This window comes from Microcystis sp. M061S2 (genome assembly GCF_020245605.1).
Lineage (GTDB): Bacteria > Cyanobacteriota > Cyanobacteriia > Cyanobacteriales > Microcystaceae > Microcystis.
The window spans coordinates 1-21,527 of the sequence record NZ_JADBUP010000111.1 but is presented as its reverse complement, the minus strand read 5'-3'; the positions used below and the strand labels follow the sequence as shown (position 1 = coordinate 21,527).

Below are 21,527 nucleotides of genomic sequence, written 5' to 3'. Positions count from 1 at the left end.
GGAACTTAACAACAATAGGTGGAAACGCAAATTTTAGAAATTCACAAGTAACAAATCTTGGGAACTTAACAACAATAGGTGGACAAATTTATTTTAATGAAGATATTGCGGATGATTTTAAATATGAACTTTTAGGAAAATTTAAAAATATAGAAAAAGAAAATGAAAAATTTAAACTTGAATTAAAAAATAAAATTAATGAATTAAAAAGGTCAATAAAAGAAGCAATCCAAACCAGACAAACAAGCTTTATGGCTTCTGTTCCAAAAGAAGATTTTACAGAAGCATTAAATGAATACGATAATTTAATTAAAAACCCTAAAGGAACAACAGAATATATTAAAAAATTCGGATTAGAAAAAATTAAGAAAATAAAGGATATAACAAGTAATTTTGGTACATACATAGCAGCACTTGAAAAATCTAATTACATCACTAAAAAAATATGTTAATGAAAAAGTCACTACTTGATAAACCCCAAATGGCAAAAATAGAAGAAGCCGCAAAAAGAGAACTTGAAGTAAGTAATTTGTATAAGCATTTAGCAAACCAACTTCAAGGTATTGGCTATTTCGGTAGTGCTAAATTCTTTTTAAACGAAAGCGGAGAGGAACTAAAACACTATCAATTATGGGCAGATTTTGTTAATGACAGAGGTGGTGTATTGGATGTTCCCGAAGTACCTGGCTTTGTTTTTGAAGTATCTGATTTGAGAAACGCGTTTGAAACATACTTTGAAAACGAAAAGGAATTAGGTGATTTTTACAACGAATGGTATATGTCTACAAAAGATGCTTCCGTTCATCAAAGATTAATAGAATTTGTAGAAATACAGACAAAAAGCATAGGTGAAGCAGGAGATTTTCTTGCCACTTTAGACCAATGTGAAGATGATAAGGCGGCATTACTTTTATTTGATAAATCATTCAATTAATGAAAGGTTGTGAATTTATTTTAAGCACAGGAGAAAGACTTGACTACAATCAAATGCGACAGCGTATGTTGGAAAACTATGCTGAATTGTCAAGTAATGGCACTTTATTGCCACCACAAGAAAGCAAAGAAACAGGAGATAGATTAGAGCAGTCCGGCAAGAAAGCAAGAAAAACATACGAAAGCATAATCACAAGGTCAGCAGAACTTACAGAGCAGCAAAAAGATTTGGCAAAGAAAGACCCCAATAGATACTATACACCCGTATCTATGAATGATTCTAAAAATGCCGCAGAAGAAATTGTAAAACAAATTGGACTTGAAAATGCAGTTGAATTGGCTTCATCAAAAGATGAATCTATACCAGAGGTGGTAAAAGTTGCAATTCTTGGTCAAGCTGCAAGTGAATACGCAAAACAAAGCAAAACTTCATTGGAAGTAAATGCTCACGATAAGTTCTTGGAATCATTGGAAGCACTTGCTAAAAAATCTACAGAACTTGGTAGGGCAATAGCACAACTTAAATCGGTTTATCAATTATCTGGACTTGGATTGGTAGCAAAGCTTGAAAAGGCAGTACAAGAAAAAACAAACAATAAATACACCGAAGAAGAAATAAACAAAAGAGTTGCAGAAGTAAGAGCAGCCATAGAAAAAGAATTTGGCAACATAAAAATAGATTTTGAGAAAAAAATCACAGACGAAAAAGACCAAGAGATAAAATCTACCATAAACAAATTGGTAAGCCAAAGAAGCGAAAAGCTTAATAAAGCATTAAATGTAGTACAAAGATTAAGAGCAAAAAACAAAGGAAAATTATACGATGCTACTTTGGGTATCCCTATGGCTATATTGGATGCAGGTCTTGCTATGTTAGAGTATTCTTTAATGGCAGGAATAAGTGTAAATACAGCCATAGAAAATGCCGTTGATAAGATGAAAGAATTAATGGCAAAAGAAAATAAAACACTTGATGAAAAGAAATTCAGAGATTTCGTACAATCACAATTTGGTGATTTGTTTAATGAATTAGTTGAGGAAGAAACAATATCTACAAAGCCGACAGAAGATGTTGTACAAAAGGCAAAAGAAAAGATAGAAAAGCAATCCAAAAAAATCAAGATAGCTGGTCAAGAATTAAATAATTCAGCAGTTCATAAGCTGATAAAAATGATATTGACAGGCGACAAATCAAAAATGGATGAAGCTATTAAAGAAGGACTTGGATTTAAACTATCAGAGGAAGATTCAAAACTTGCAATAGAATTGGCTGATTACATAGCCGACATGGGAACTGATAAAAGCGTGTATTTTATAAAACATCAGTACGAAGAAATATTGCAATATTTGATTAAGAAGAATGGCGTAAACTTAAAATATTTTACCATAAGGGATGGAATGGTAGCTTCCCAACTATCAAGTTTGTGGAACGCAATACAAAATGCCACAGGTTTTGCTGTTATAATCACAAGATTGTTTATTACTGCTTTAAAAACAAAAAATGTTACACCATTTAAGGTGTTTTCAAGAGAATTGAATTTAGCAAAACAAGAAGCAAGTACAATATTTTTTGATGGCAGAGTAAGTAGGGGTGTTTCTTATAAAGATTTAATTAAATCAAAAACACCCGGCGAGGTAGGTGTAAGATACCTTGAATATTTCCAATCTAAAAATCCATTTTGGAAATTTGTTACTTCTCAAAAGTATATAGGAAGATTATTGGAAGCTGTAGATACATTTTCAAGTGCCGCATCTGCAGGTCTAAATGATTATCTAAAAACAAAAATGTATGTAGAAAAGTTTTATCCAGAATTATCAGATAAAGAAAAGGCAAAACTTGAATTTGATATAATGTATGGAGAAACTACTCAAGCTGATATTGACAGAGCAACAAAAGATTTGAAATCAGCAGGAGTTAAAAACCCTACAAAAGCAGAAATAAACCGAACCATTTACGAAAGATTGGTAAGAGCAAGAGATGCTAAAATAAAAGAAGAATACGATATATTTTACGCTAAAAAATTACAAGAAGCAGAGCAATACGTTAAAGACAACAATCTTCCAGACACCCCAAAAGATATAGCAAATTGGGCTTCCCTTTGGGCAGGAGAATACGATGCTATTGTAGGAGAAGCACAAGAAAAAGCACAAATAGACACAGGCAAGATGTCTACCGTAGGGTTAGCTTCTGCTGTGTCATCAATTCTTGGAATGGTTCAAGGTGGTATAAACAAAGCAATTCAAGAATCTGCAAGAGGCGATAGTGCAAAAGCAAGAGCAGCAAAAGCAGCCGATTTGGTTTTAAATAGAATGTTATTCCCTTTTGCCGAATCTATAGCAAGATGGACTGAATTGGGTCTGGAATTAACTCCAGTCGGAACATTAAAAGGAGGTTTATATAAAATAGCTGCCTTAAATACGAAAGACACAAAGAAGTCGGAAAGATTAAAGGAAATGGGAACTGATTTTATGCTTCGTTCAATGCTTGGTCTTTTATACACTATACCAGCAATAGCGGCAAATTTACTTGGAGATGATGATGAAGAAGAAGAAGTAATAGGTATGGAGAAAAAAGCAAAGTATGGTTTAGAGCAAGTAGCTTCAGCAGGTTTACCAAAACAATCAATAAAAATAAGCGAAACAAGGACAATGCCTATTCAGTTGTTGGGTACTGTTTCTACTGCTTATATGTGGTATGCTGATGTTATAAAAAGAGTTAAAGAATCAATAGCTAAAAATGAAGCACTTACTCCAGAAAAAAGAGACAACATAGCATTGCAAATAGTTTATGCAGGCGCATTGACATCATTTTCGGTAGCCATAGAAACGTCATGGCTACAATCTGCTCAAAGATATGGCAACATAACCATGGATAACCAAAAGCCGCTTGCTTCGGGTATGGGCAGATTGCTTGGTTCTGTATTGCCTTGGAATAGATTCCAACAAGAAATGGCTATATTAATAGACCCTAAAAGCAAAAGACAAGAAGATTTTCAAATTAACGTAATTAATCAATTCTCAATAATTAAAGCAGTTACTCCGGGAAAGCCAAATGTAGATTATTTAGGAAGGGAATATGATACAGGTGATATATTCGTAAACAGTATTGACGGATTAAGAAAGTTTATTATGGGTAAGCCAAAATATAGAAATGAAATAGATACATGGCTGACCAGCATAAAATATGCCGTTTCTACAAGCTATAGGGCTACTAAATCGGAAGAATTAAACAAATATCATAAAGTAGATGGTGATGAAATTAGAAATTTAACAGATGAAGAATATTATGATTTTAGAGTTTTAGCAGCAAAGAAATTCAAAAACAGACTTGAAGAATATTACAATAGCAAAGATTGGGAGAATTTAGTAGAAGATGTAGAAAAAAGAAACGTGGTTTCAGCACTTTTAAAAGATGCTAAAGAAGAAACTATTGCAGAATTAAATGGACTTGATAAATACAAAAAATACGAAATAAAAACCAAAAAAATGAAAGAAGAAGAGGGAGAAGATGAAGGGAAAAGCACAGAATTAAAAAAGCAAATAACAAAAAACAAAAAAAGATACAAAGGATACTAAAAAATTAAATTGTATTAAATTTTTCAATAGGTATATTTGATAAAAATTAACCAATAATGCCAATTTCACCAAACTTTACGGCTACTCAAAGTGCGGGGACACCTTCTATATTTACCTTGACCGATACTTCTACGGGTACAGATGTAACCATAGTAAAAAGAAGGGTTTTCTTGCTCAAAGCCGATGGCACTTATTTAGTACCTACAGGAACAACCACCAATTATATTGAGTGGTCTATTTCCAATGTAAACACCAGAGACCCACTAACAATAGATTTGAATGTTCTTTTGCAAGATACTGCCTTATCAATTACTGTTCAATGGTTGAATGTTTCAAATGTAGTAGTGGAAAGTAAGGCAATATCATTTGCTTTTACAGCGTATAACGAATCGTTTTACTATGGTCTTTCCGAACAACAAGTAGCAAACCAAAGTCTTGCAGCAAGTACTGATTGGTACGAAAACAAAATGAAATTAAGGGTAGAACTTGATAGCGCACAACAAGCCATACAATTTGCTTCTGATATTTATACTGCTCAATCTGCACTAAACAGGGCAACATATTTGTCTAACAATGCAAATCTGTTCTTCTAATGAATACCTCTGATGTAATTTCAATAGCAAAAATATCCCAATACCTTTGGAATGAAAGCATTTCAAAAATTGGGTTTTTCAATAACAACATTGACCCATACAAAGCAAGGCAGCTTTATATGGAAAGAAAAGCCCTTGAATATGGGCAAAATAACTCTTTAAACGTAGAAGGACTTACCAACTATGTATATGCCTTATGCGGTCAAAACGTACAAGTAGCAAATAATATTCTTCAAGCAGGTGGAGTAGGTGGAAATGTAATAGTAGGCGGTGGAGGATACGGGGTAAGAGAATACTCAAAATTTGCAACTCCAACTGCAACTACAATAATTTTTGCTGATGCTATAAATGCAACATTATTGTATGCAAGTCGTGGTGGTATAGATGTAGGAACAATTCTTTCATCTGGAACACCAACAGGAAATCAAGTTGTTTGGGATAAAACAACAGGAACATTGACAGTAGCAGCAGATGTTCCATTTGTAGCAGATGAATTTGTTAGAATACTTGTAAAGTAATAAAATGGCATTTCAAGGACTTTTTACAGGCGGCGTAAAAATTAGAAATTTGAATGGCTATTTGATAGCCGTTAATGGTGAAGTTTTTGCAACCACAAACACAGGTGGAACTACATACGCATTTTTTTATGTAGCCAAAACCACAATTACATCTGGAGACCCTGGAAACAGTCATATAATTTGGAACAACGCAACACAAACAAGTGCAACGCAAATAAATGTTAGTCATTTAACGGATTCCCCAGTAGAAGATATTGACATTTATTTAGCAGCAATTGTTCCAACCAATAGAATTATAATACAAGACAGAGATGATTCCGAAAGATTTCAAATTTGGACAGTATCGGGCGCACCCACACAAGTAGGAACGGACTATTGGACTATACCTGTAACATTGGTGCAATCTCAAGGTGCAGCTTTTTCTAATAACCACGATTTGCTTTTTGCTATTGTATCAGGCGGTAGTGGTGGTGGAGGTACTACAACAAATTCAATAACATTCAATAATGGTGGTTCTGGTGCTGCATCGGGAACTTCTTTTAATGGTGGAACAGCAGTAACCATATCTTATAATACAATAGGGGCGCAAGTTGCAAATGCAAATTTAACATCGTTAGCAGGTCTTTCTTATGCAAGTACTGCCTTTGTTAAAATGACAGGAGCAAATACATTTACCCTTGATACAAACACATACCTTACTGCCAATCAAACCATAACATTAAGCGGAAATGTAACAGGTTCAGGAAGTACTTCCATAACAACTACAATAGCCAATAACGTAGTTACAAATGCTATGTTGGCTCAAATAGCAACTGCAAGAATAAAAGGTAGAGTAACGGCAGCAACTGGCAACGTTGAAGATTTAACGGGAACACAAGTTACAACGCTTTTAGATACATTTACTTCTACATTAAAAGGGTTAGTTCCATCACCCGGTTCAGTTGGAAGTACAAGATTTTTGAGGGAAGACGGAACATGGGTTGTTCCATCCGGCGGAAGCCCGGCAGGGTCTAACACACAAATACAATACAACAATAGTGGAGCATTTGGAGCAAGTGCAAACTTTACTTGGGATGGCTCAAGTTTAGTAGTAACAGCTGCAAACGCAAATGGTATAATTATTAATGGAAATGGCACAGGAGGAGGTGGGGCTTCGCAGACAAGATTAGCTTGGAGACATAATGGTGCTGATAGAGGATTATTTTTTTATGATGAAGCAGGGCAACTTTTTTCATTTCAGTCATCAGGAGTAGGAAGAAGTATACAAGTTGCAACGGAAGCAGGAACTATACTTTATGGAACAGGCTCAAATACAAATGTACGGATAGGTGATGCTACTGCGGCAAATGCTAAACTTTCTGTTGCAGGAACTGCTTTAATTAACACAAATACAAATAATGGAGTAGATACATTACAAGTAAACGGCTCTGCAATAGCTACTACATTAAAGGTTAATACATCAGGGCAAACTTTAACATTTTCAAATTATTATGCAGGGGGTACAGGAAGAAACATTTGGATTGGTGGGGGCGGCACAAGTAGTAATTCATCTGCTTGGGGTAATGTTTCATTAGGTGATGGAGCATTGAATTCAGTTACTTCAGGATTTTTCAATACTGCTATTGGTGGAAGTGCATTGCAAGCATTGACAACAGGAAATGGCAATATGGCATTGGGATTTGAGGCATTACCACTTGTTACAACGGGTAGCGGCAATACCGCAATCGGCGTTAATGCATTAGGTAACAGTACAGGTTCAGATAATACCGCTATCGGAAATGCAGCGTTATTATTAATGACTACACCTTCAAACAATGTCGGAATAGGCAGAGATGCAGGCAGAAGAATAAGCGGAGGTGGTAATAATGAAACTTCGTCTCAATCTGTTTATATCGGTAACGATACCCGTTCATCTGCCAACGGTAACACCAACGAAATAGTAATAGGTCACAATGCAATAGGACAAGGAAGCAATAGTGTAACATTAGGCAACAGTTCTATCACTCAAACATTACTTCGTGGAACAGTTACGGGTGGTTCTTTTGTAAAGTCAGGTGGAACATCATCACAAATACTTGCAGCAGATGGCTCTGTTATAACAGCAGGAACGGGAATAACCATATCGGGTGGAACTATTAGCTCTACGGGTGGTGGTGGTGGAACTACTACATTTGCAGTAACATTTAATAATAGCGGAACAGGTGCAGCTTCGGGTACTACTTTTGATGGTTCAGTAGCAAGAACAATATCATACAATACATTAGGCGCTAATAAGGTTATAACATCAGGAACAGCAGCACCAACAGGAGGAGTAGATGGTGACATTTATCTTCAATATGATGTTTCTCTATTGACAGGAAGCGGCACTACTAATTACATACCTAAATTCACTTCATCAAGTGCTATAGGTAACTCACAGATATTTGATAATGGAACAAGCGTAGGTATAGGTACTACAAGTCCGACTAATAAATTTCATGTAGTAGGTAACATATTTGCAGATAACGCAAATGGAACGATTATAATGAGAAATGGAGATGCAACTAATCAACAACAGATTAGAATGCGGATGTCTGGCAATGATGGAATTTTAGATGTTACAAGAAATAGCGGAACGGCTCCCAATCTTATTTTTGGAACAGAAGCAACGGAGAGAATGCGCATTGATAACAACGGCAACGTTGGTATAGGTACGGCAAGTCCTGCTAATAAAGTAGATATATTCACCACAAACAGAACTGCACTTAATACTGTCGGTTCGGGGTTAAATGTAAATTATAACGGAAGTACTACAGGCGAATTTGCTACTATTGGGTTCAGTTGGGCTTCTTCGATAGGCAATAATTCTACTCGATGGGGTATGGGTATGGTCGGTACTAACTTTGGTGCAGGTACGGGTGGCTTGAATTTATTTACCAACGGCTCGGAACGTATGAGAATTGATGAATCAGGATTCGTAGGTATAGGTTACACCGCTCCTGCTGCAAGATTAGCCGTTAATGGTACTGCATTAATCAACACCAACACCGACAACGGAGTAGATGCTTTGCAGGTGAATGGAAACGTAACAGCAACACAATACTCTGCAACAGTTCAAACATTAACAGATGGTGCTACTATAACATTTAACGCAAACAATGGAAGTAATGCAGTAGTGACATTAGGTGGAAACAGAACCTTAGCATTTTCAAATACAAGAACAGGTGCTTACTATACTTTAAGAGTTATACAAGATGGAACAGGTGGCAGAACATTGGCAATGCCCGCAAGCGTTAGGGTTATAGGAGGAGGTGGAGGAGTGGTTACTTTATCAACAGCAGCCAATTCTGTAGACTTAATATCATTTTATTTTGACGGAACAAATTATTGGACTTCATTTGGACAAAACTATACCTAATATGATGAGCAGCATATTTCAATCAGTAAATGTAAGAAGGCTTGACTTGGGAATAACACAATCTACCGCAACAGCTTGCCCGTTAATGGTTGGTGTTGGAGTTAATGCTTTTTTTAATGGTGATTTTGTAGGTTCTGTAGTGTACACGAGAAGCGCAGGATTAAATCAATTTACGGGTGATGGGAATTGGTACACCAATTCTATCAGAACAAAAAGTTGGAGAATAAATTCATCAGGAATAGTAACGGCAATAACATTTTGCTAAACATAAAAACAAAAACAATGAAAAAAGTACAACCCTTTAATATTTGGGTAAACGGACAAATGAAATCAGTAAAGTATATGTTCCTTCGGTGTGGAACAGATAACTTGAAAGATTCAGCAATATTTTATTTTTCCCTTCACGAAGCCACTACTGACAAGGATGGCACAGAAATATCCGGAAATGTACTAACTGATGGAAACATCACAATGTCAGGAACAGATTATGACGGTTGGGAAACAAATGAATATGCTTGGACTTGGGCAGCACAAAAATTAAATATTACTTTAATCCCATAAAAAATTAAACTATGAAATTCGGATGGAAAGAGTACTTCAAACCAACACCAAAAAGAGTAAGGGTGCTTGGAGATAGTCTTGCAGCAGCAGGTACTTTTGGAGCAGGAATAGCCGTTTTAAACGGACACCCTATTTTAGGAACATCGGTAATGGTTTTAGCAGTTTTTGGAAAGTTTATTTCAAATTTCTTTGCAGAAGAATGATATTTAATATTATCCAATATAAATTTGAAGTATGGCAGATAATGTAGGATATACGCCCGGTTCTGGAGCAACAGTTTCAGCAGATGAAATACTTGGTATTTTATTCCAAAGAATAAAATTAACTCTTGGTGCAGATGGTGTAAACGATGGAGATGTAAGTTCATCAAACCCTATGCCTATTGCAGCTTATGGTGAATTGATAGAAGCCATTGAAGCCATGCGGATTGCTATACAAGCACTCACCCGAAATATCGGAATGGCAACGGTCAATCCATTAACAGGTAGGATGCTTGTTGATGGTGCAGGTGTAACCCAGCCGGTATCAGGTACTGTAACTGCCACAGGTACTATTGCAGCCACTCAATCAGGTACTTGGAACATCACCAACCTTGCAACCATTGGCGGTGTTGCTGCTAACTCACAGGTACAATCATTTGAGAGAATGACTGCCGATAATCTTAGAAGAAATATAAACGTAACATAATGCCAACTACAAACGGAAATAGACAGATATTAGATTTAAAGAGATGGGAACAAGTAAACCCTGCACCTTCCGCAACAGTGGCAGGTAGCTTTATTGCATCTTCTCGCCACTTTAAACAGAATCAGTTGTATGTGAACGGTACAACTTCTGCATTCTTATACAATCCTAATGAAGATGGCTTTGTTCCGTTGCCTTCGCCTGCACTTGCAGGAACTTTGGCAGCCGGGGCATCGGCTACCGCAGGCGCATGGTCAACAGGTACTGCCATTGCCGCATCGCTGACTGCAACCGCAGGTACTACCTCTACAATCACAACAAACCAAACAATCGCCCGTTCATTAGCGGGATATTCAGTTCACATCCTTGCCGGCCCGAATGCCGGGGTAACGCTGCAAATACTTTCTAATACCATTGGAGCTAACGCTATACTGACTGTTGCAACACAGGCATCTGCTTTTTCCGCATCAACCGTATATCGTTTATGTACGCCTGTTTGGTATGTACTTGGTTCAGGTACTTTGGCATCAGGTTCTTTCCGTAAGTACGATTATGCAACAAACACATGGACTACCCTATCTCAAACTGGATTAGCTGCTTCACTTGCTACAGATGGAAAACTGATAGCAACTCCATCATGGTATGACCAAGATTATGTGCCACTTGCATCCGGTACCGCTACATCTGCTACCGCTACAACGCTTGTAAATAGTGGTAAAGCATGGACTGCTTCCCAATGGGTGAACTCACAGGTTCGCATTGTATCGGGAACAGGGGCAGGGCAAATTCGTAACATTACCGCAAATGATGCAACTTCTATAACCGTTGCAACGTGGACAACTACCCCGGATACAACATCTGTATATCAGATTACTGGCAATGATAACTTCCTATACTACATGGGTAATAATGCAGTAACCCTTTACCGATATGATATTGCTGCGAATACATGGTCAACTTTGACACCGGTAGCAGCAAGGGCAGCAGCACCAGGTGCGGGAATGTCAGGGCATTGGATATGGGGTGTTACTAACTCTGCCTGGACTAATGAAAACTCAATCATAAACGGTCGCAGAATCTACTCATTCAGAGGGGGTGCAGGTGCCGTACTTGATTACTACGATATTGCCGCTAATACATGGGTATCGGGTGTAACGTATGCCCCTGCTGCTGAAACCTTTACCACAGGTACTAAATATGCCTACTACGGGGATTTTCTTTACTTGCAAAAAGATTTAACTAACCGTTGGTACAAGTATGATATTCCAGGTAATGCAATGGATGGATGGAACACTATGCCTGTAGTGCAAGGAGCTACCGCGCTTGTTGGTGATACTGCTTTTGATGTCGAATATCAAGACGGCACAACTATAATTGTGTACATTTATATGCTGATGAACACGTCTACTTTAATGTACAGGCAAATGGTAATATAAAATGACTGCAAAAGAAATTGAAATATTAAATAATAAGCTAAAATATCTTGAAGTTCTAATATCTGCTGCAAATCAAAGAGGAGATATAGAGGAATCTACAAGATTAGAAAACGAGCAAGAAGCCATAAGACAGCTTCTAAATAACAGCTAATGCTACTTACACTATTAAGTAATCAAGGGGCTGCTCCATTAGGCACTATTGTCTGGATAAATGTATCTGGAGTGTGGAGGGCTGGAATGTTAAATAACAATGTTTTGGCAACTTGGAAACAAGACAAAACATTTATAAAAGTTTCGGGAACTTGGAAATAATTTAGTTAAATTGCAGTAAATTAACATTTATGAAAATCACTCTAAACAAGCTGAAAGAACTATCATTTGAACTCTATGGAATGGGTGTTACAAACACTCAAACAAATGAATTTAAGGTACTCACAGAAGGCGTACTAAAACAATCATTAGACCTTAAAAGCAAACATTTTCTTTCCAAATTTGCGAAAAGTATTGGTGATTTATTTCCCGATGAAGAAGCCCAACAAAGCCCAGAATTTCCCGAATTAATGAAAGCAGAAGTGGACATCTCCGACCACATAAAGCAGCTTCCAAAAGACCTTTTTGAAAAGTTAGGAAGCATTCAAACAAAAGAAGAATATCCTATCTTAATGGATATAGCCGCAAGTTTAGTATAATCTGGTCTTATCCGGGTTATCTACACACATATAAAGTCGCTCCGGGAGAGGAAACATTTTTTTAAACTCTTCATCTTTAATCCACTTCCCTTCGTGAAAAACGTACATAACGCCACCTTTTATGGTGGCTGTTCTGTTTTGTATAAACCACTTTAATTCAACATATTGAGCAGCATTCATGTTGTAATTCTGCTTGTTCTTTTTGGTGTCTATACTTGCCATAAAAAAATAATTTTGGTAAAATTAATTAAAATTAATTAAATTGCAGTCAAAATGAAAAGAAATTATGAAAAACATACACTTATTACCAACGGATAAACCAAGTAGGTTTTTTGAAACCAATAAAGGACAATTTAACTTTAGAGAATTCTACGTTCCCGATACGATTTCAACTTGTAAAAATTATAATATAATATGAAAGACTTTACATTATACCAAGAAGCATTAGAACTAAAACAACTTGGATTTGATGAAGACTGCTTTGCGAGATTTGAAGGGAGGCTTAACTCTTTTGGCGAAAAGCCTTTGATATTTGAGTTCACTTTTGCTAATTTGCCAAAAGCATTAAATAAGGTAGGCTACCCAAACCATCCCTACCAAGACGTTGAAGCCCCAACCTATTCCCAAGCATTTCGTTTCTTTAGAGAGAAGTATTCCATGCATGGATATGTTGAAGGGGCTTATCCATGGTTTAGGTTTTACATTAATTGGGATGATGACAGATGTGAAGGTCATAAAGAAAGTACATACGAAGAAGCAGAACTTGCTTGCCTCAAAAAACTAATTGAAATAGTAAAACAAAAATAATATGGATATAACTATGTGTAAAGGAACTGATTGTCCCTTAAAAGAAACATGCTACAGATATAAAGCTACTCCTAGCCTTTTACAAAGTGTATTTATTGATGTTCCATTAAAAGAAGATGGGACATGTGATTATTATTGGAATCGGAAAACTCAATTACCATCATCATCTAAACAAAATGCAACACATAACTAAACTAAAACTTGCAGCAGTTCATCAATTCTGTGATGTAGAGGAGAAATCTACCGAGTATATGTATGCCTTGATGCAAGACACTTGCAAGGTTGATATTGACACTGTCAATAGTTATATGGTGAATGAAAACCATGAAAAGTTATTTAGAGAGGTTAATCAATTAGTAGAATTAATTATAAAAATAGAAAACTAAAGAAAATGACAAATCCAAATGATTCAGCGACAGGTTTTGCATGGTCGCAAGAACAACAAGGAACAAGCGGCTTAACCAAACGTGAATACTTTGCAGCAATGGCGATGCAGGGATTAATGGCTAATGGTAATTACATTACTAATTACAAATTTTTAGGAGAAGAATCTGTAATGTTTGCCGATTTCCTAATAGCAGAACTTAACAAAAAACCAAACCATGACACACCCAATAATTAAAACAGAAAGCTATCTACTTGTTGTAGATGAATCAGAGATTAAAGAAGGTGATTGGCTATATGGATATATGAATAATAATACATTTCAAGCAAATAAACTTGCAAACTTATATATCAATAGTAAAAAAATCATTTACCACCTACCACTAAACAATGCACCTGTTCTTGAAGGAATAGAGTTACTGCCACCTTTGGAAGATGAAGATATTAAATATATTCATTCATTAGCTTTTGATGAAGCACTTATACAAAATAAAATGAATGGTATAAGTATTCTTGATTTAATACCAATGTTCATTAAAGGCTACAACAAAGCCAAAGAAGTTTATAAGTTTACAGAGGAAGATATTTGTGAATTTGTCGAATGGATGAATTTGCATTATAGAGCATTAGAACACACTATTTCTTTTAAGGGTGTAAAAGGAACAAAAGAACTTATTAATCTTTGGAAAGAGCAGCAACCAAAACTACCCACAGAATTTGATACAGAAACTAAACAATATATTTATGAAGTATAAACTAATCAACAAGACAACAGGGGAAGAACACATCTGCGAGAAGGTAGTAATAGATGGATGGGATTATTATGTGAGTGATAATCATGCAGTTTCAGGAGATTTTGCTCTTTACGCAGGTCATGTTACCAAGAAATTAGTTGACACAGAATGGACAACAGGTGATAAAAAAGTAATAGCAACCAACAACCCAAGCATTGATGTTCCACAAGTGGTGGATGAGGTTGATATTATTGGAGAAACGGCTTGTGAAATAGCTAATGTTTCTTTAAATTGGTATAAAGATAAGAATAATAAAGATAGAGACTATTCTATAATTTGGCATGTAGATGGTATTATAGAGGGCTACAACAAATCCCAAGAAACACATCCTAATTCAGATAGTGATACGGCTGAGTTTGCCGAATGGTTAACTTTAAATACCAACTCAACATCAATTCATGGTGAGTATATTTATAAAAATGTAAGACGTGTTACAAAAGAACTCATCCAAATTTGGAAAGAACAAAGACCTAAAATATTGTATTATGAATAAACTTAAAAGATGGTTGAAGATTAACCTTGTATTAATAAAGAGTTTAACGGGCTATGGGTGATGCATCCACAAGACCCAAAAAACTACACTCCAAAAGAACTATTCCAAGAATACCTTAAATCAAAAGAAAATGAAACTACAACTAATACACACTGAAAACTATCTACTTGTTACTTTTAAAGATAGATACGATGAAAAAAAGTATCAATTATTTAAGAGTACGTACGGAGATTTTTGGATTAATGAACCTAATTCTGGAAAGTTTAGAACAGGCGGTCATTATTATAATATTACTCACCACCTACCACTAAACAATGCACCCATACTTGAAGGAGTGCCTTTGTTGCCACCTTTGGAAGATGATGAATCAATATGTCCTTATCCCGAAGAAAAGCAAAATGCAGTTGATTGGCATAATGGTTACAACAAAGCCAAAGAGAAGTATTTTAAATCTATTCCTGATTGGGTTTATACAAATCTTTGTTACTATGACAAAAGAAACCCTGATTGTTCAATGGATGATGAAGATATTGAAGACCACAAAAAAAGTTTACTTAAAAAAGATAAAACTTGCAATTGTGATAATTGTTTTTATGACAGAACTAAAATAGCTGAATTTATAATCCAATCCCTCCAACAACCAAAATATCCTGTTGCTTTTGAGTGTGAAATGGGAGTAGTTTCTAATGCACCAACAAGTAGATACAACTATATACCAAGAAGTAATGATTTTAAGCTAACCAATGTTCCAAAAACAATCACCAACTCACAAGGATTAACACAAATTGTGGGTAAATACATTTATTAAAATAAAAATATCAATTTATGAGCATTATGTTAGGAAACCTTAGTGTTTCAGAAATAGAAAAAAGAATAGGCATAGAGTTTCCAGAAGAAATTCGTGAATTTATGAATCAATCATATCAGAGCAATGCGGGTAAAATTGCTAATGGAAAATGGCATTGTTTTGATATACCTTTTGTTTTGCTTTGCGGAGATGTTGAAACTGCAACCAAAATTTACAACTCTGTAAAAGAAAGAGCAAATGAATGTAAAGAGAATCTACAATTTTGTGTTGAATAAAGGTAAATACATTTATTAATAACAAACACAAACTATGCCAAAGTACAGGGTTTACGAAATCGAAGAAGATAAAGTTATGATTACGGGCGTTTATAAAACGAGGGCGGTATTAAGAGCAATATGGGATATTGATTTTGATACGCTTGAGGAAGCCGAAAAAAAGCTTGTAGATTCATTATTAGTGAGAGGCAACTATACGATTTTACCCATCTATCATAATAAAAACCATAATTTAGAAACAACGATTAACAAAAAAAACAACCACACTATGAGAATATACTTAACAGAAGCAGGAAAGAAAGAGATTGAAGCCGAGATAGATGAACTCAATAGATTTATACAAGACCCCGATTCAATTTATACATATCCCCTGTTGTTTAATGAATGTCAAATAATGATTGATGTTGATAAACAAATTTTATCCTCAGCAACAATACTTCCTGATGAAGTCGAAAAATTAAATGGCAACTGGTGATGAAAAATAAAAAAGTAAAACAAAAACCAAGTAAAACAGAAGTGCTATCGGTATTTAAAGCATTGCAAAGCCTAAATGATTTGCGTAAAATTTACATGATTGAGCATTTAAATAAAGAATACCAAGAATTTTTAAATAGCATAAATAAAAATGGCAAAAAAAATAAGAAAGGCAAAAGTCAAGCAAAAAAAAATAAAAATACATTTGCAATAGCAGTTAAAAAGACAAAAAAATGAAATTAAAAGATTTGCATTCAGCAATAAATTGGGTGCTTCTGATGGTCAACTTGTTTTTGCTGATTAAACTATTTGGCACACCCGAAAACTGGAAGCAGCCACGAAATAATCAAGCAGCAAATAGCTTAAATTCCTACAAAAGCCAAATTGCTGAATTGCAAAAGTTGTTATTGGTTAGCAACAATGAAAGAGATTCCATACAAAAATTAAGAAACAAAATCAAAATCAAATATGAAACAGAGTATGAAATTTACCTTGTTAAAGACAGTATTGCCAATTCTTTGTCTGTTGATTCAATACAAAAGTATTGGGCAGAAAGATACCACAATCGTAAAGAACAATGATTCATTGGTAATAACCACCAAACAAACGGCAGTATTCATAACAAAGGACTTGCTCAAACTTGACATAGTTCAAAAGGAAAACGAATACCTAAAGCAAGACACATCTTTGCTGCATAAACAAATATCGCTTTATAAAAAGGATTCCGCAACCTACAAGTTAATGGAAAAGGGATATCTTGGAGCAATAGGAAATTACCAAAAATCATTAGATAATTGCGAACAATATGCCCGAAAGAAAGACAAGGAGTTGGCAAGAACTAAATTTAAATCGGTAGTATCTCAAGTATTTTTAGGCATTTTGGCTATATTTACAATCACAAAACTTTAATTTATGGTATTTCTTTCAGCAGGACATCATATTAAAGACCCGGGAGCAATAGGAGTAGATGGAAGAAAAGAAGCAGATGAAGCAATAAAGCTGCGAAATGCAGTAGTAAAATATTGCTTAGATAGGGGATTGAAGGTAATTTCCGACAATGATAACGAAACCCTTTCCCAATATTTAATGAGGATAAAAACGGGCAATGGTTCAGTAGTATTGGAAATACACTTTGATGCATTTAACAAATTGGCTTCTGGAACAACGGCATTGGTAGGGGATGATGCAGACAGACTTGATAAATTATTTGGGAAAGAGATGGTAGATTTTACATCAAACACATTGGGTATTAAAAATAGGGGTGTTATATCAGAAGCTAAAAGCCACAGGGGAAAGCTTGGATTAATGAGAGAGCAGGGGATAGTTTGTTTAATAGAGGTGTGTTTTATAGATAATTTTTCAGATATGACGAATTATGACAAAAATTTCTTTTCTTTGGCAAGCGGTTACGCTGCAATAATTGAAAAATTTGAAAAATTAATAGAGTGAAAATCAAAGACCTGTTAGAGGAAGAAAGGGATTTCTTGGCATCTTGGTCAGACCTTATAAGCACAATGCACAAGGTAGATAGTAAGCTATCAAAACTCCACGATGTTGTAATAGGTGATAAGGAATTTGGAACAGAAGGTATTATTCAAAAACTCAAAAACATAGAAACAGATTTAGATGAAATAAAAAAATATGATTTTGAGTACATTGAAAAGCAAATTGAAGATTTGAAAACATTTAAGAGCAAGCTGATAGGGTTTTCTATTGCTGCTGGATTCATTTGGGCTTTGATATTGGAATTGTTTGATAAGGTTTTCAAAAAATAGTTGTTTCATAGGTTTGGTTTAGTGGAAAAGCCCCTGCAATTTGTGGGGGTTTTTTTATTAAATTTGGGGTTATGAAATACATCTGCGCTCAACCCGGTACAAGTTATTATGCTTGGCAAATAGAAATAATGTTGATGAATTTTAAGGAAATGGGAATACCATTACAAGATGTGCATATTGTTTGTGCGATGCACGACCAAAACGCACTTCATTTGTATCATCAAATATCCAATCAGTATCCGGAAGCGGTTATTGAATTTTATCCAGACACACGAAGAACAAAGCACTACCCTTCTTCAATCCGACCAAACATACTAAAGCAGCATTTTTTCAAACACAAATTGAATGAGCCATTTTTCTACCACGATTGCGATATGATATTTACAAAAAAGGTAGATTTTACTACATTTTTGAATGATGATATTTGCTATGGTTCGGACACAAGATTTTACATTGGACACGATTACATAAAAAGCAAAGGATACGGCATACTTGAAATGATGGCTTCCTTGAGTGGAATAGATGTTGAAACGATTAAAGAAAACGAATTGAACTGCATAGGGGCGCAATACTTGATAAAAGGTGTAGATTTTAGATTTTGGGATGAAGTGGAGAAGATATGCGAAACATTGTTCTTGAATATTACATTAGAAAACAACAGAATTAAGGCAGACAATCCTAATTACCACGAACTACAAATATGGACTGCGGATATGTGGGCTGTTCTTTGGAACTTATGGAAGTGGGGCAAGCAAACCAAAGTAGATGATTACTTTGATTTTGCTTGGGCTACATCAACAATAGAAGATTGGGAAAGATTAAACATATTTCACAATGCAGGGATAACAGAAACGGGACATGGCTTTTTTTACAAGGGAGATTATATGCACAAACCGTTAAACAAGGAACTCCAGATTAGAGAAAAATCTGCTCAAAAGCATTACTACGAATACGTTAAAAAGGTTACAATATGCTAAAAAGGGCTACCTATGGTGGGGCTGATTGCACAGAGCAAATAAGAACCAGGTGCAAGGAAGGTAAATTTAACTTTTGGGTAAATAACTCAATAATCGGTGACCCAGCGCCCGGTATTGTCAAGAAAATGGAGATATGGTTAGAAAATGGAGAATATTTAGTTTTTAATGAGCATACGTTGGCTACATATCCGGCAAGTACATTAACCCGACTTGGCATCTGGTACACGAATAACGACAATCCAAAGACCGAAAAAACCATATTGGCATCATTGGATAACCTTAACTACATTTCCAATATGGACATAATAACGTCTGTATGGCATCCAATTAAACGAAACAAGTTCCCCGAACTAATATCTCCATACAGAGTAAGCAGTCACCTTAACCAGCTTCTACAGATTCTGCAATGCCTATACTTTGCAAGGGAAATTAAAGAATACGATTACGTTTCTTTTTTGGAACACGATGTACTGTACCCTTCCGATTACTCCTCTTTTCCTGACTTTGAGGAGGATGTAATGCTATGCAATATGAACTATGGCGGTCTTTGCTATTCTGGATGGCAAGAGAAGAGCCAACAAGACCAACCAATGCACCAGATTACAATGCGATTTTCGGCTGCTATAAGGCAAATGGAGGGCAAATTAGCCAATGCCTTAAATACCAACTCCGGCTGCATAGAACCAGAGATAAAAAGAGTTAATTGGGAATGTAAGAACCAAGCAATACATATCAATAACGGATACCATTTTACCTCCCACAATAGCATATACTCAAAAGATACATACCCAGACCATAAATATTGGGGGAACTACAAACTATACCAAAAACTTTTTCCAGATGATAAGCAAAATTAAAGAGATAATACAAGCCCATATAATTCAGTTAAACCCAACAGAAGAACAAAAAGAGATAGCAGAACATAGGTTATCAATCTGTATGGGTAATGAAGAAAAAAAAATACCCAAATGTGAATTTTGGGTATTTAGCGAAATTTATTCGCATTGTAGTAGATGTGGATGCCCTCCGGCTAAAGCATTTTCACAAGCTATTCCACCACCTTGCCCAGAGAAGAAGTGGCAAAGGTAGATTGCACTACGTTTTTCATAATATCCATTCCGACATTACAACCAACGGAGTAAACATATTGGCATAGAAAAGATACGTTCATAGATTTGTTTTCAAAAGAAACGCAAACGGCTTCGCCATTCATTTTTTCTTCTCCGATAAATAATTCCCCGCCAATATGCATCTTGAACGCCTTTTGAAAGCTATCCAAATGCGATTTCATTATTACTAATTCGATAATTTCCATACAAGTTCATTTATATAGTTTGATAATTGGTTAAATACTTTTTCGTTGATTGAATAATAAACATTTTTACCATTCCTCCTTGTTTCTACAATACCTGCTTTCCTCAATTTGCCCAAGTAAAAAGAAACGGCTGATTGGTCTTTTTTTGTTGCAACAATAAGTTCGGTTACGTTTGCTTCTTTCTGTGCAATCAAAGAAAGCATTTTCCAATTTAGTTCATTGTCAAGTAGGCGAATTATTTCAGTCAACTTTTTGACATTAGACAACGGAAGGAGCAAAATTGTTTCATTTTTAACTTTCATACTTTATTTTATTTATTAGTTCTTCAATATGTATTTTGTATTCGTTATCGAATTTATGATTCAATTCCTTTTTTATTGTTCTTTCAGCGTGAAGAACAGTTGTATGGTCTTGCCCGAAAAAAATACCTATTGCCTTGCATCCAAGCGGAGAATAACACATAAGCAAATATTGGCATATATGCCTTTGAAATACAACGTATCCAAGTCTGCTTTTCATAAACAATTCTTCTCTTGAGCATTGGAAATGTTTGCAAACAATATCAATAATGTATTCGTGATTATACAATTTTTTTAATTTCTTTGGTCTTACTTTAAGACCTGGAATAACATAATAGCTTACCATATTGGTTAAAGGTAATTGGTTAATAATAGTTCAATCTCTTGCCATTTTGCAGCCCTCGCAGCCCACGCGGCATCACTTGCATCAAATGACGCAGCCCTTGCGGCAGCCCCTGCGGCATCCCTTGCAGCACTCGCAGCCCTCGCATCCCTCGCAGCAGCACTCGCAGCCCTCGCAGCCCTCGCAGCCCACGCAGCATCACTCGCAGCCCATGCGGCAGCACTCGCAGCCCTCGCAGCATCACTCGCAGCCCACGCAGCATCACTCGCAGCCCACGCAGCAGCACTCGCAGCCCATGCGTCAGCCCTCGCAGCCCACGCAGCAGCACTCGCAGCATCCAATTCTTCTATTGTTATCAATCCATTTGCGTAATCCCTTGCTGCTTGTATTGCTAAT

At 35.8% G+C, this 21,527-nt stretch carries 32 protein-coding genes; 28 read left to right on the top strand and 4 right to left on the bottom strand.

The genetic code is table 11. The features are described from left to right. The 13 genes from IM475_RS18265 to IM475_RS18205 form a co-directional block, all read left to right on the top strand. On the top strand, window positions 1-452 hold a 452-nt coding region (locus IM475_RS18265), incomplete at its 5' end, for a hypothetical protein (protein ID WP_287728657.1). A gap of 29 nt (window positions 453-481) precedes the next feature. Continuing rightward, entirely contained in the window at window positions 482-934 is a 453-nt protein-coding gene (locus tag IM475_RS18260; protein WP_287728656.1) for a ferritin-like domain-containing protein, read from the top strand. After that, entirely contained in the window at window positions 934-4,509 is a 3,576-nt protein-coding gene (locus IM475_RS18255) for a hypothetical protein (protein ID WP_287728655.1), read from the top strand. Before IM475_RS18260 ends, IM475_RS18255 begins: the two co-directional genes overlap by 1 nt. A 56-nt stretch (window positions 4,510-4,565) precedes the next feature. Beyond that, window positions 4,566-5,102 (top strand): hypothetical protein, encoded by a 537-nt coding sequence (locus IM475_RS18250; RefSeq protein WP_287728654.1) that lies wholly within the window; start codon window positions 4,566-4,568, stop codon window positions 5,100-5,102. Further along, window positions 5,102-5,620 (top strand): hypothetical protein, encoded by a 519-nt coding sequence (locus tag IM475_RS18245; RefSeq protein WP_287728653.1) that lies wholly within the window; start codon window positions 5,102-5,104, stop codon window positions 5,618-5,620. Before IM475_RS18250 ends, IM475_RS18245 begins: the two co-directional genes overlap by 1 nt. 4 nt (window positions 5,621-5,624) lie before the next feature. Continuing rightward, a complete protein-coding gene (locus IM475_RS18240) occupies window positions 5,625-9,017 on the top strand; it encodes a beta strand repeat-containing protein (RefSeq protein WP_287728652.1) in 3,393 nt (1,130 codons plus the stop codon). Then, window positions 8,971-9,282 (top strand): hypothetical protein, encoded by a 312-nt coding sequence (locus IM475_RS18235; RefSeq protein WP_287728651.1) that lies wholly within the window; start codon window positions 8,971-8,973, stop codon window positions 9,280-9,282. The genes IM475_RS18240 and IM475_RS18235 overlap by 47 nt, the downstream gene beginning before the upstream one ends. A 17-nt stretch (window positions 9,283-9,299) precedes the next feature. Next, complete coding sequence (locus IM475_RS18230) at window positions 9,300-9,578, top strand: hypothetical protein (protein WP_287728650.1); 279 nt, start codon at window positions 9,300-9,302, stop codon at window positions 9,576-9,578. An 11-nt stretch (window positions 9,579-9,589) separates the two neighbouring features. Continuing rightward, the gene (locus tag IM475_RS18225) at window positions 9,590-9,781 is read left to right on the top strand and encodes a hypothetical protein (protein WP_287728649.1); all 192 of its coding nucleotides are present in this window, start codon (window positions 9,590-9,592) and stop codon (window positions 9,779-9,781) included. A 31-nt stretch (window positions 9,782-9,812) separates the two neighbouring features. Beyond that, complete coding sequence (locus IM475_RS18220; RefSeq protein WP_287728648.1) at window positions 9,813-10,265, top strand: hypothetical protein; 453 nt, start codon at window positions 9,813-9,815, stop codon at window positions 10,263-10,265. Then, window positions 10,265-11,698, top strand: coding sequence for a hypothetical protein (locus tag IM475_RS18215; RefSeq protein WP_287728647.1), 1,434 nt, complete (start codon window positions 10,265-10,267; stop codon window positions 11,696-11,698). The genes IM475_RS18220 and IM475_RS18215 overlap by 1 nt, the downstream gene beginning before the upstream one ends. A 1-nt stretch (window position 11,699) precedes the next feature. Continuing rightward, the gene (locus tag IM475_RS18210; protein ID WP_287728646.1) at window positions 11,700-11,849 is read left to right on the top strand and encodes a hypothetical protein; all 150 of its coding nucleotides are present in this window, start codon (window positions 11,700-11,702) and stop codon (window positions 11,847-11,849) included. Window positions 11,850-12,039: 190 nt separating this feature from the next. Continuing rightward, the gene (locus IM475_RS18205) at window positions 12,040-12,387 is read left to right on the top strand and encodes a hypothetical protein (RefSeq protein ID WP_287728645.1); all 348 of its coding nucleotides are present in this window, start codon (window positions 12,040-12,042) and stop codon (window positions 12,385-12,387) included. Here the strand turns inward: IM475_RS18205 and IM475_RS18200 are convergent. Beyond that, the gene (locus IM475_RS18200; protein WP_287728644.1) at window positions 12,379-12,609 is read right to left on the bottom strand and encodes a hypothetical protein; all 231 of its coding nucleotides are present in this window, start codon (window positions 12,607-12,609) and stop codon (window positions 12,379-12,381) included. The genes IM475_RS18205 and IM475_RS18200 overlap by 9 nt on opposite strands. 192 nt (window positions 12,610-12,801) lie before the next feature. On the opposite strand from IM475_RS18200, the gene IM475_RS18195 reads away from it, so the two are divergent. The 15 genes from IM475_RS18195 to IM475_RS18125 all read left to right on the top strand — a co-directional run bounded on the left by IM475_RS18195 (window position 12,802) and on the right by IM475_RS18125 (window position 20,031). After that, window positions 12,802-13,194, top strand: a complete 393-nt coding sequence (locus IM475_RS18195; RefSeq protein ID WP_287728643.1) for a hypothetical protein — start codon at window positions 12,802-12,804, stop codon at window positions 13,192-13,194. Between the two features lie 116 nt (window positions 13,195-13,310). After that, window positions 13,311-13,580, top strand: coding sequence for a hypothetical protein (locus tag IM475_RS18190; RefSeq protein WP_287728642.1), 270 nt, complete (start codon window positions 13,311-13,313; stop codon window positions 13,578-13,580). A 5-nt stretch (window positions 13,581-13,585) separates the two neighbouring features. Next, a complete protein-coding gene (locus IM475_RS18185) occupies window positions 13,586-13,816 on the top strand; it encodes a hypothetical protein (protein ID WP_287728641.1) in 231 nt (76 codons plus the stop codon). Beyond that, window positions 13,797-14,333, top strand: coding sequence for a hypothetical protein (locus tag IM475_RS18180; RefSeq protein ID WP_287728640.1), 537 nt, complete (start codon window positions 13,797-13,799; stop codon window positions 14,331-14,333). Before IM475_RS18185 ends, IM475_RS18180 begins: the two co-directional genes overlap by 20 nt. Further along, window positions 14,323-14,865, top strand: coding sequence for a hypothetical protein (locus IM475_RS18175; RefSeq protein ID WP_287728639.1), 543 nt, complete (start codon window positions 14,323-14,325; stop codon window positions 14,863-14,865). Before IM475_RS18180 ends, IM475_RS18175 begins: the two co-directional genes overlap by 11 nt. A gap of 130 nt (window positions 14,866-14,995) precedes the next feature. Beyond that, window positions 14,996-15,673 (top strand): CTH1 family zinc finger protein, encoded by a 678-nt coding sequence (locus tag IM475_RS18170; protein WP_287728638.1) that lies wholly within the window; start codon window positions 14,996-14,998, stop codon window positions 15,671-15,673. Window positions 15,674-15,690: 17 nt separating this feature from the next. Beyond that, complete coding sequence (locus tag IM475_RS18165) at window positions 15,691-15,948, top strand: hypothetical protein (RefSeq protein WP_287728637.1); 258 nt, start codon at window positions 15,691-15,693, stop codon at window positions 15,946-15,948. 34 nt (window positions 15,949-15,982) lie between these two features. Next, entirely contained in the window at window positions 15,983-16,423 is a 441-nt protein-coding gene (locus IM475_RS18160; protein ID WP_287728636.1) for a hypothetical protein, read from the top strand. Then, complete coding sequence (locus IM475_RS18155) at window positions 16,423-16,659, top strand: hypothetical protein (RefSeq protein WP_287728635.1); 237 nt, start codon at window positions 16,423-16,425, stop codon at window positions 16,657-16,659. The genes IM475_RS18160 and IM475_RS18155 overlap by 1 nt, the downstream gene beginning before the upstream one ends. Next, window positions 16,656-17,003, top strand: a complete 348-nt coding sequence (locus IM475_RS18150) for a hypothetical protein (protein ID WP_287728634.1) — start codon at window positions 16,656-16,658, stop codon at window positions 17,001-17,003. The genes IM475_RS18155 and IM475_RS18150 overlap by 4 nt, the downstream gene beginning before the upstream one ends. Before the next feature lie 4 nt (window positions 17,004-17,007). Further along, window positions 17,008-17,331, top strand: a complete 324-nt coding sequence (locus IM475_RS18145; RefSeq protein WP_287728633.1) for a hypothetical protein — start codon at window positions 17,008-17,010, stop codon at window positions 17,329-17,331. Window positions 17,332-17,334: 3 nt separating this feature from the next. After that, the gene (locus IM475_RS18140) at window positions 17,335-17,871 is read left to right on the top strand and encodes an N-acetylmuramoyl-L-alanine amidase (RefSeq protein WP_287728632.1); all 537 of its coding nucleotides are present in this window, start codon (window positions 17,335-17,337) and stop codon (window positions 17,869-17,871) included. Beyond that, the gene (locus tag IM475_RS18135; RefSeq protein ID WP_287728631.1) at window positions 17,868-18,197 is read left to right on the top strand and encodes a hypothetical protein; all 330 of its coding nucleotides are present in this window, start codon (window positions 17,868-17,870) and stop codon (window positions 18,195-18,197) included. The genes IM475_RS18140 and IM475_RS18135 overlap by 4 nt, the downstream gene beginning before the upstream one ends. Window positions 18,198-18,268: 71 nt before the next feature. Next, entirely contained in the window at window positions 18,269-19,174 is a 906-nt protein-coding gene (locus IM475_RS18130) for a hypothetical protein (RefSeq protein WP_287728630.1), read from the top strand. Then, entirely contained in the window at window positions 19,168-20,031 is an 864-nt protein-coding gene (locus IM475_RS18125; RefSeq protein WP_287728629.1) for a hypothetical protein, read from the top strand. Before IM475_RS18130 ends, IM475_RS18125 begins: the two co-directional genes overlap by 7 nt. 191 nt (window positions 20,032-20,222) lie before the next feature. Here the strand turns inward: IM475_RS18125 and IM475_RS18120 are convergent, their stop codons facing one another. From IM475_RS18120 to IM475_RS18110, 3 genes are read right to left on the bottom strand one after another with little or no spacing between them, the layout of a single operon-like run. After that, the gene (locus IM475_RS18120; protein ID WP_287728628.1) at window positions 20,223-20,489 is read right to left on the bottom strand and encodes a hypothetical protein; all 267 of its coding nucleotides are present in this window, start codon (window positions 20,487-20,489) and stop codon (window positions 20,223-20,225) included. Then, on the bottom strand, window positions 20,471-20,791 hold the full coding sequence (locus tag IM475_RS18115) for an ArsR/SmtB family transcription factor (RefSeq protein WP_287728627.1): 321 nt from the start codon (window positions 20,789-20,791) through the stop codon (window positions 20,471-20,473). The genes IM475_RS18120 and IM475_RS18115 overlap by 19 nt, the downstream gene beginning before the upstream one ends. Further along, window positions 20,781-21,134, bottom strand: a complete 354-nt coding sequence (locus tag IM475_RS18110) for a helix-turn-helix domain-containing protein (RefSeq protein WP_287728626.1) — start codon at window positions 21,132-21,134, stop codon at window positions 20,781-20,783. The genes IM475_RS18115 and IM475_RS18110 overlap by 11 nt, the downstream gene beginning before the upstream one ends. Window positions 21,135-21,527: the final 393 nt, after the last annotated feature.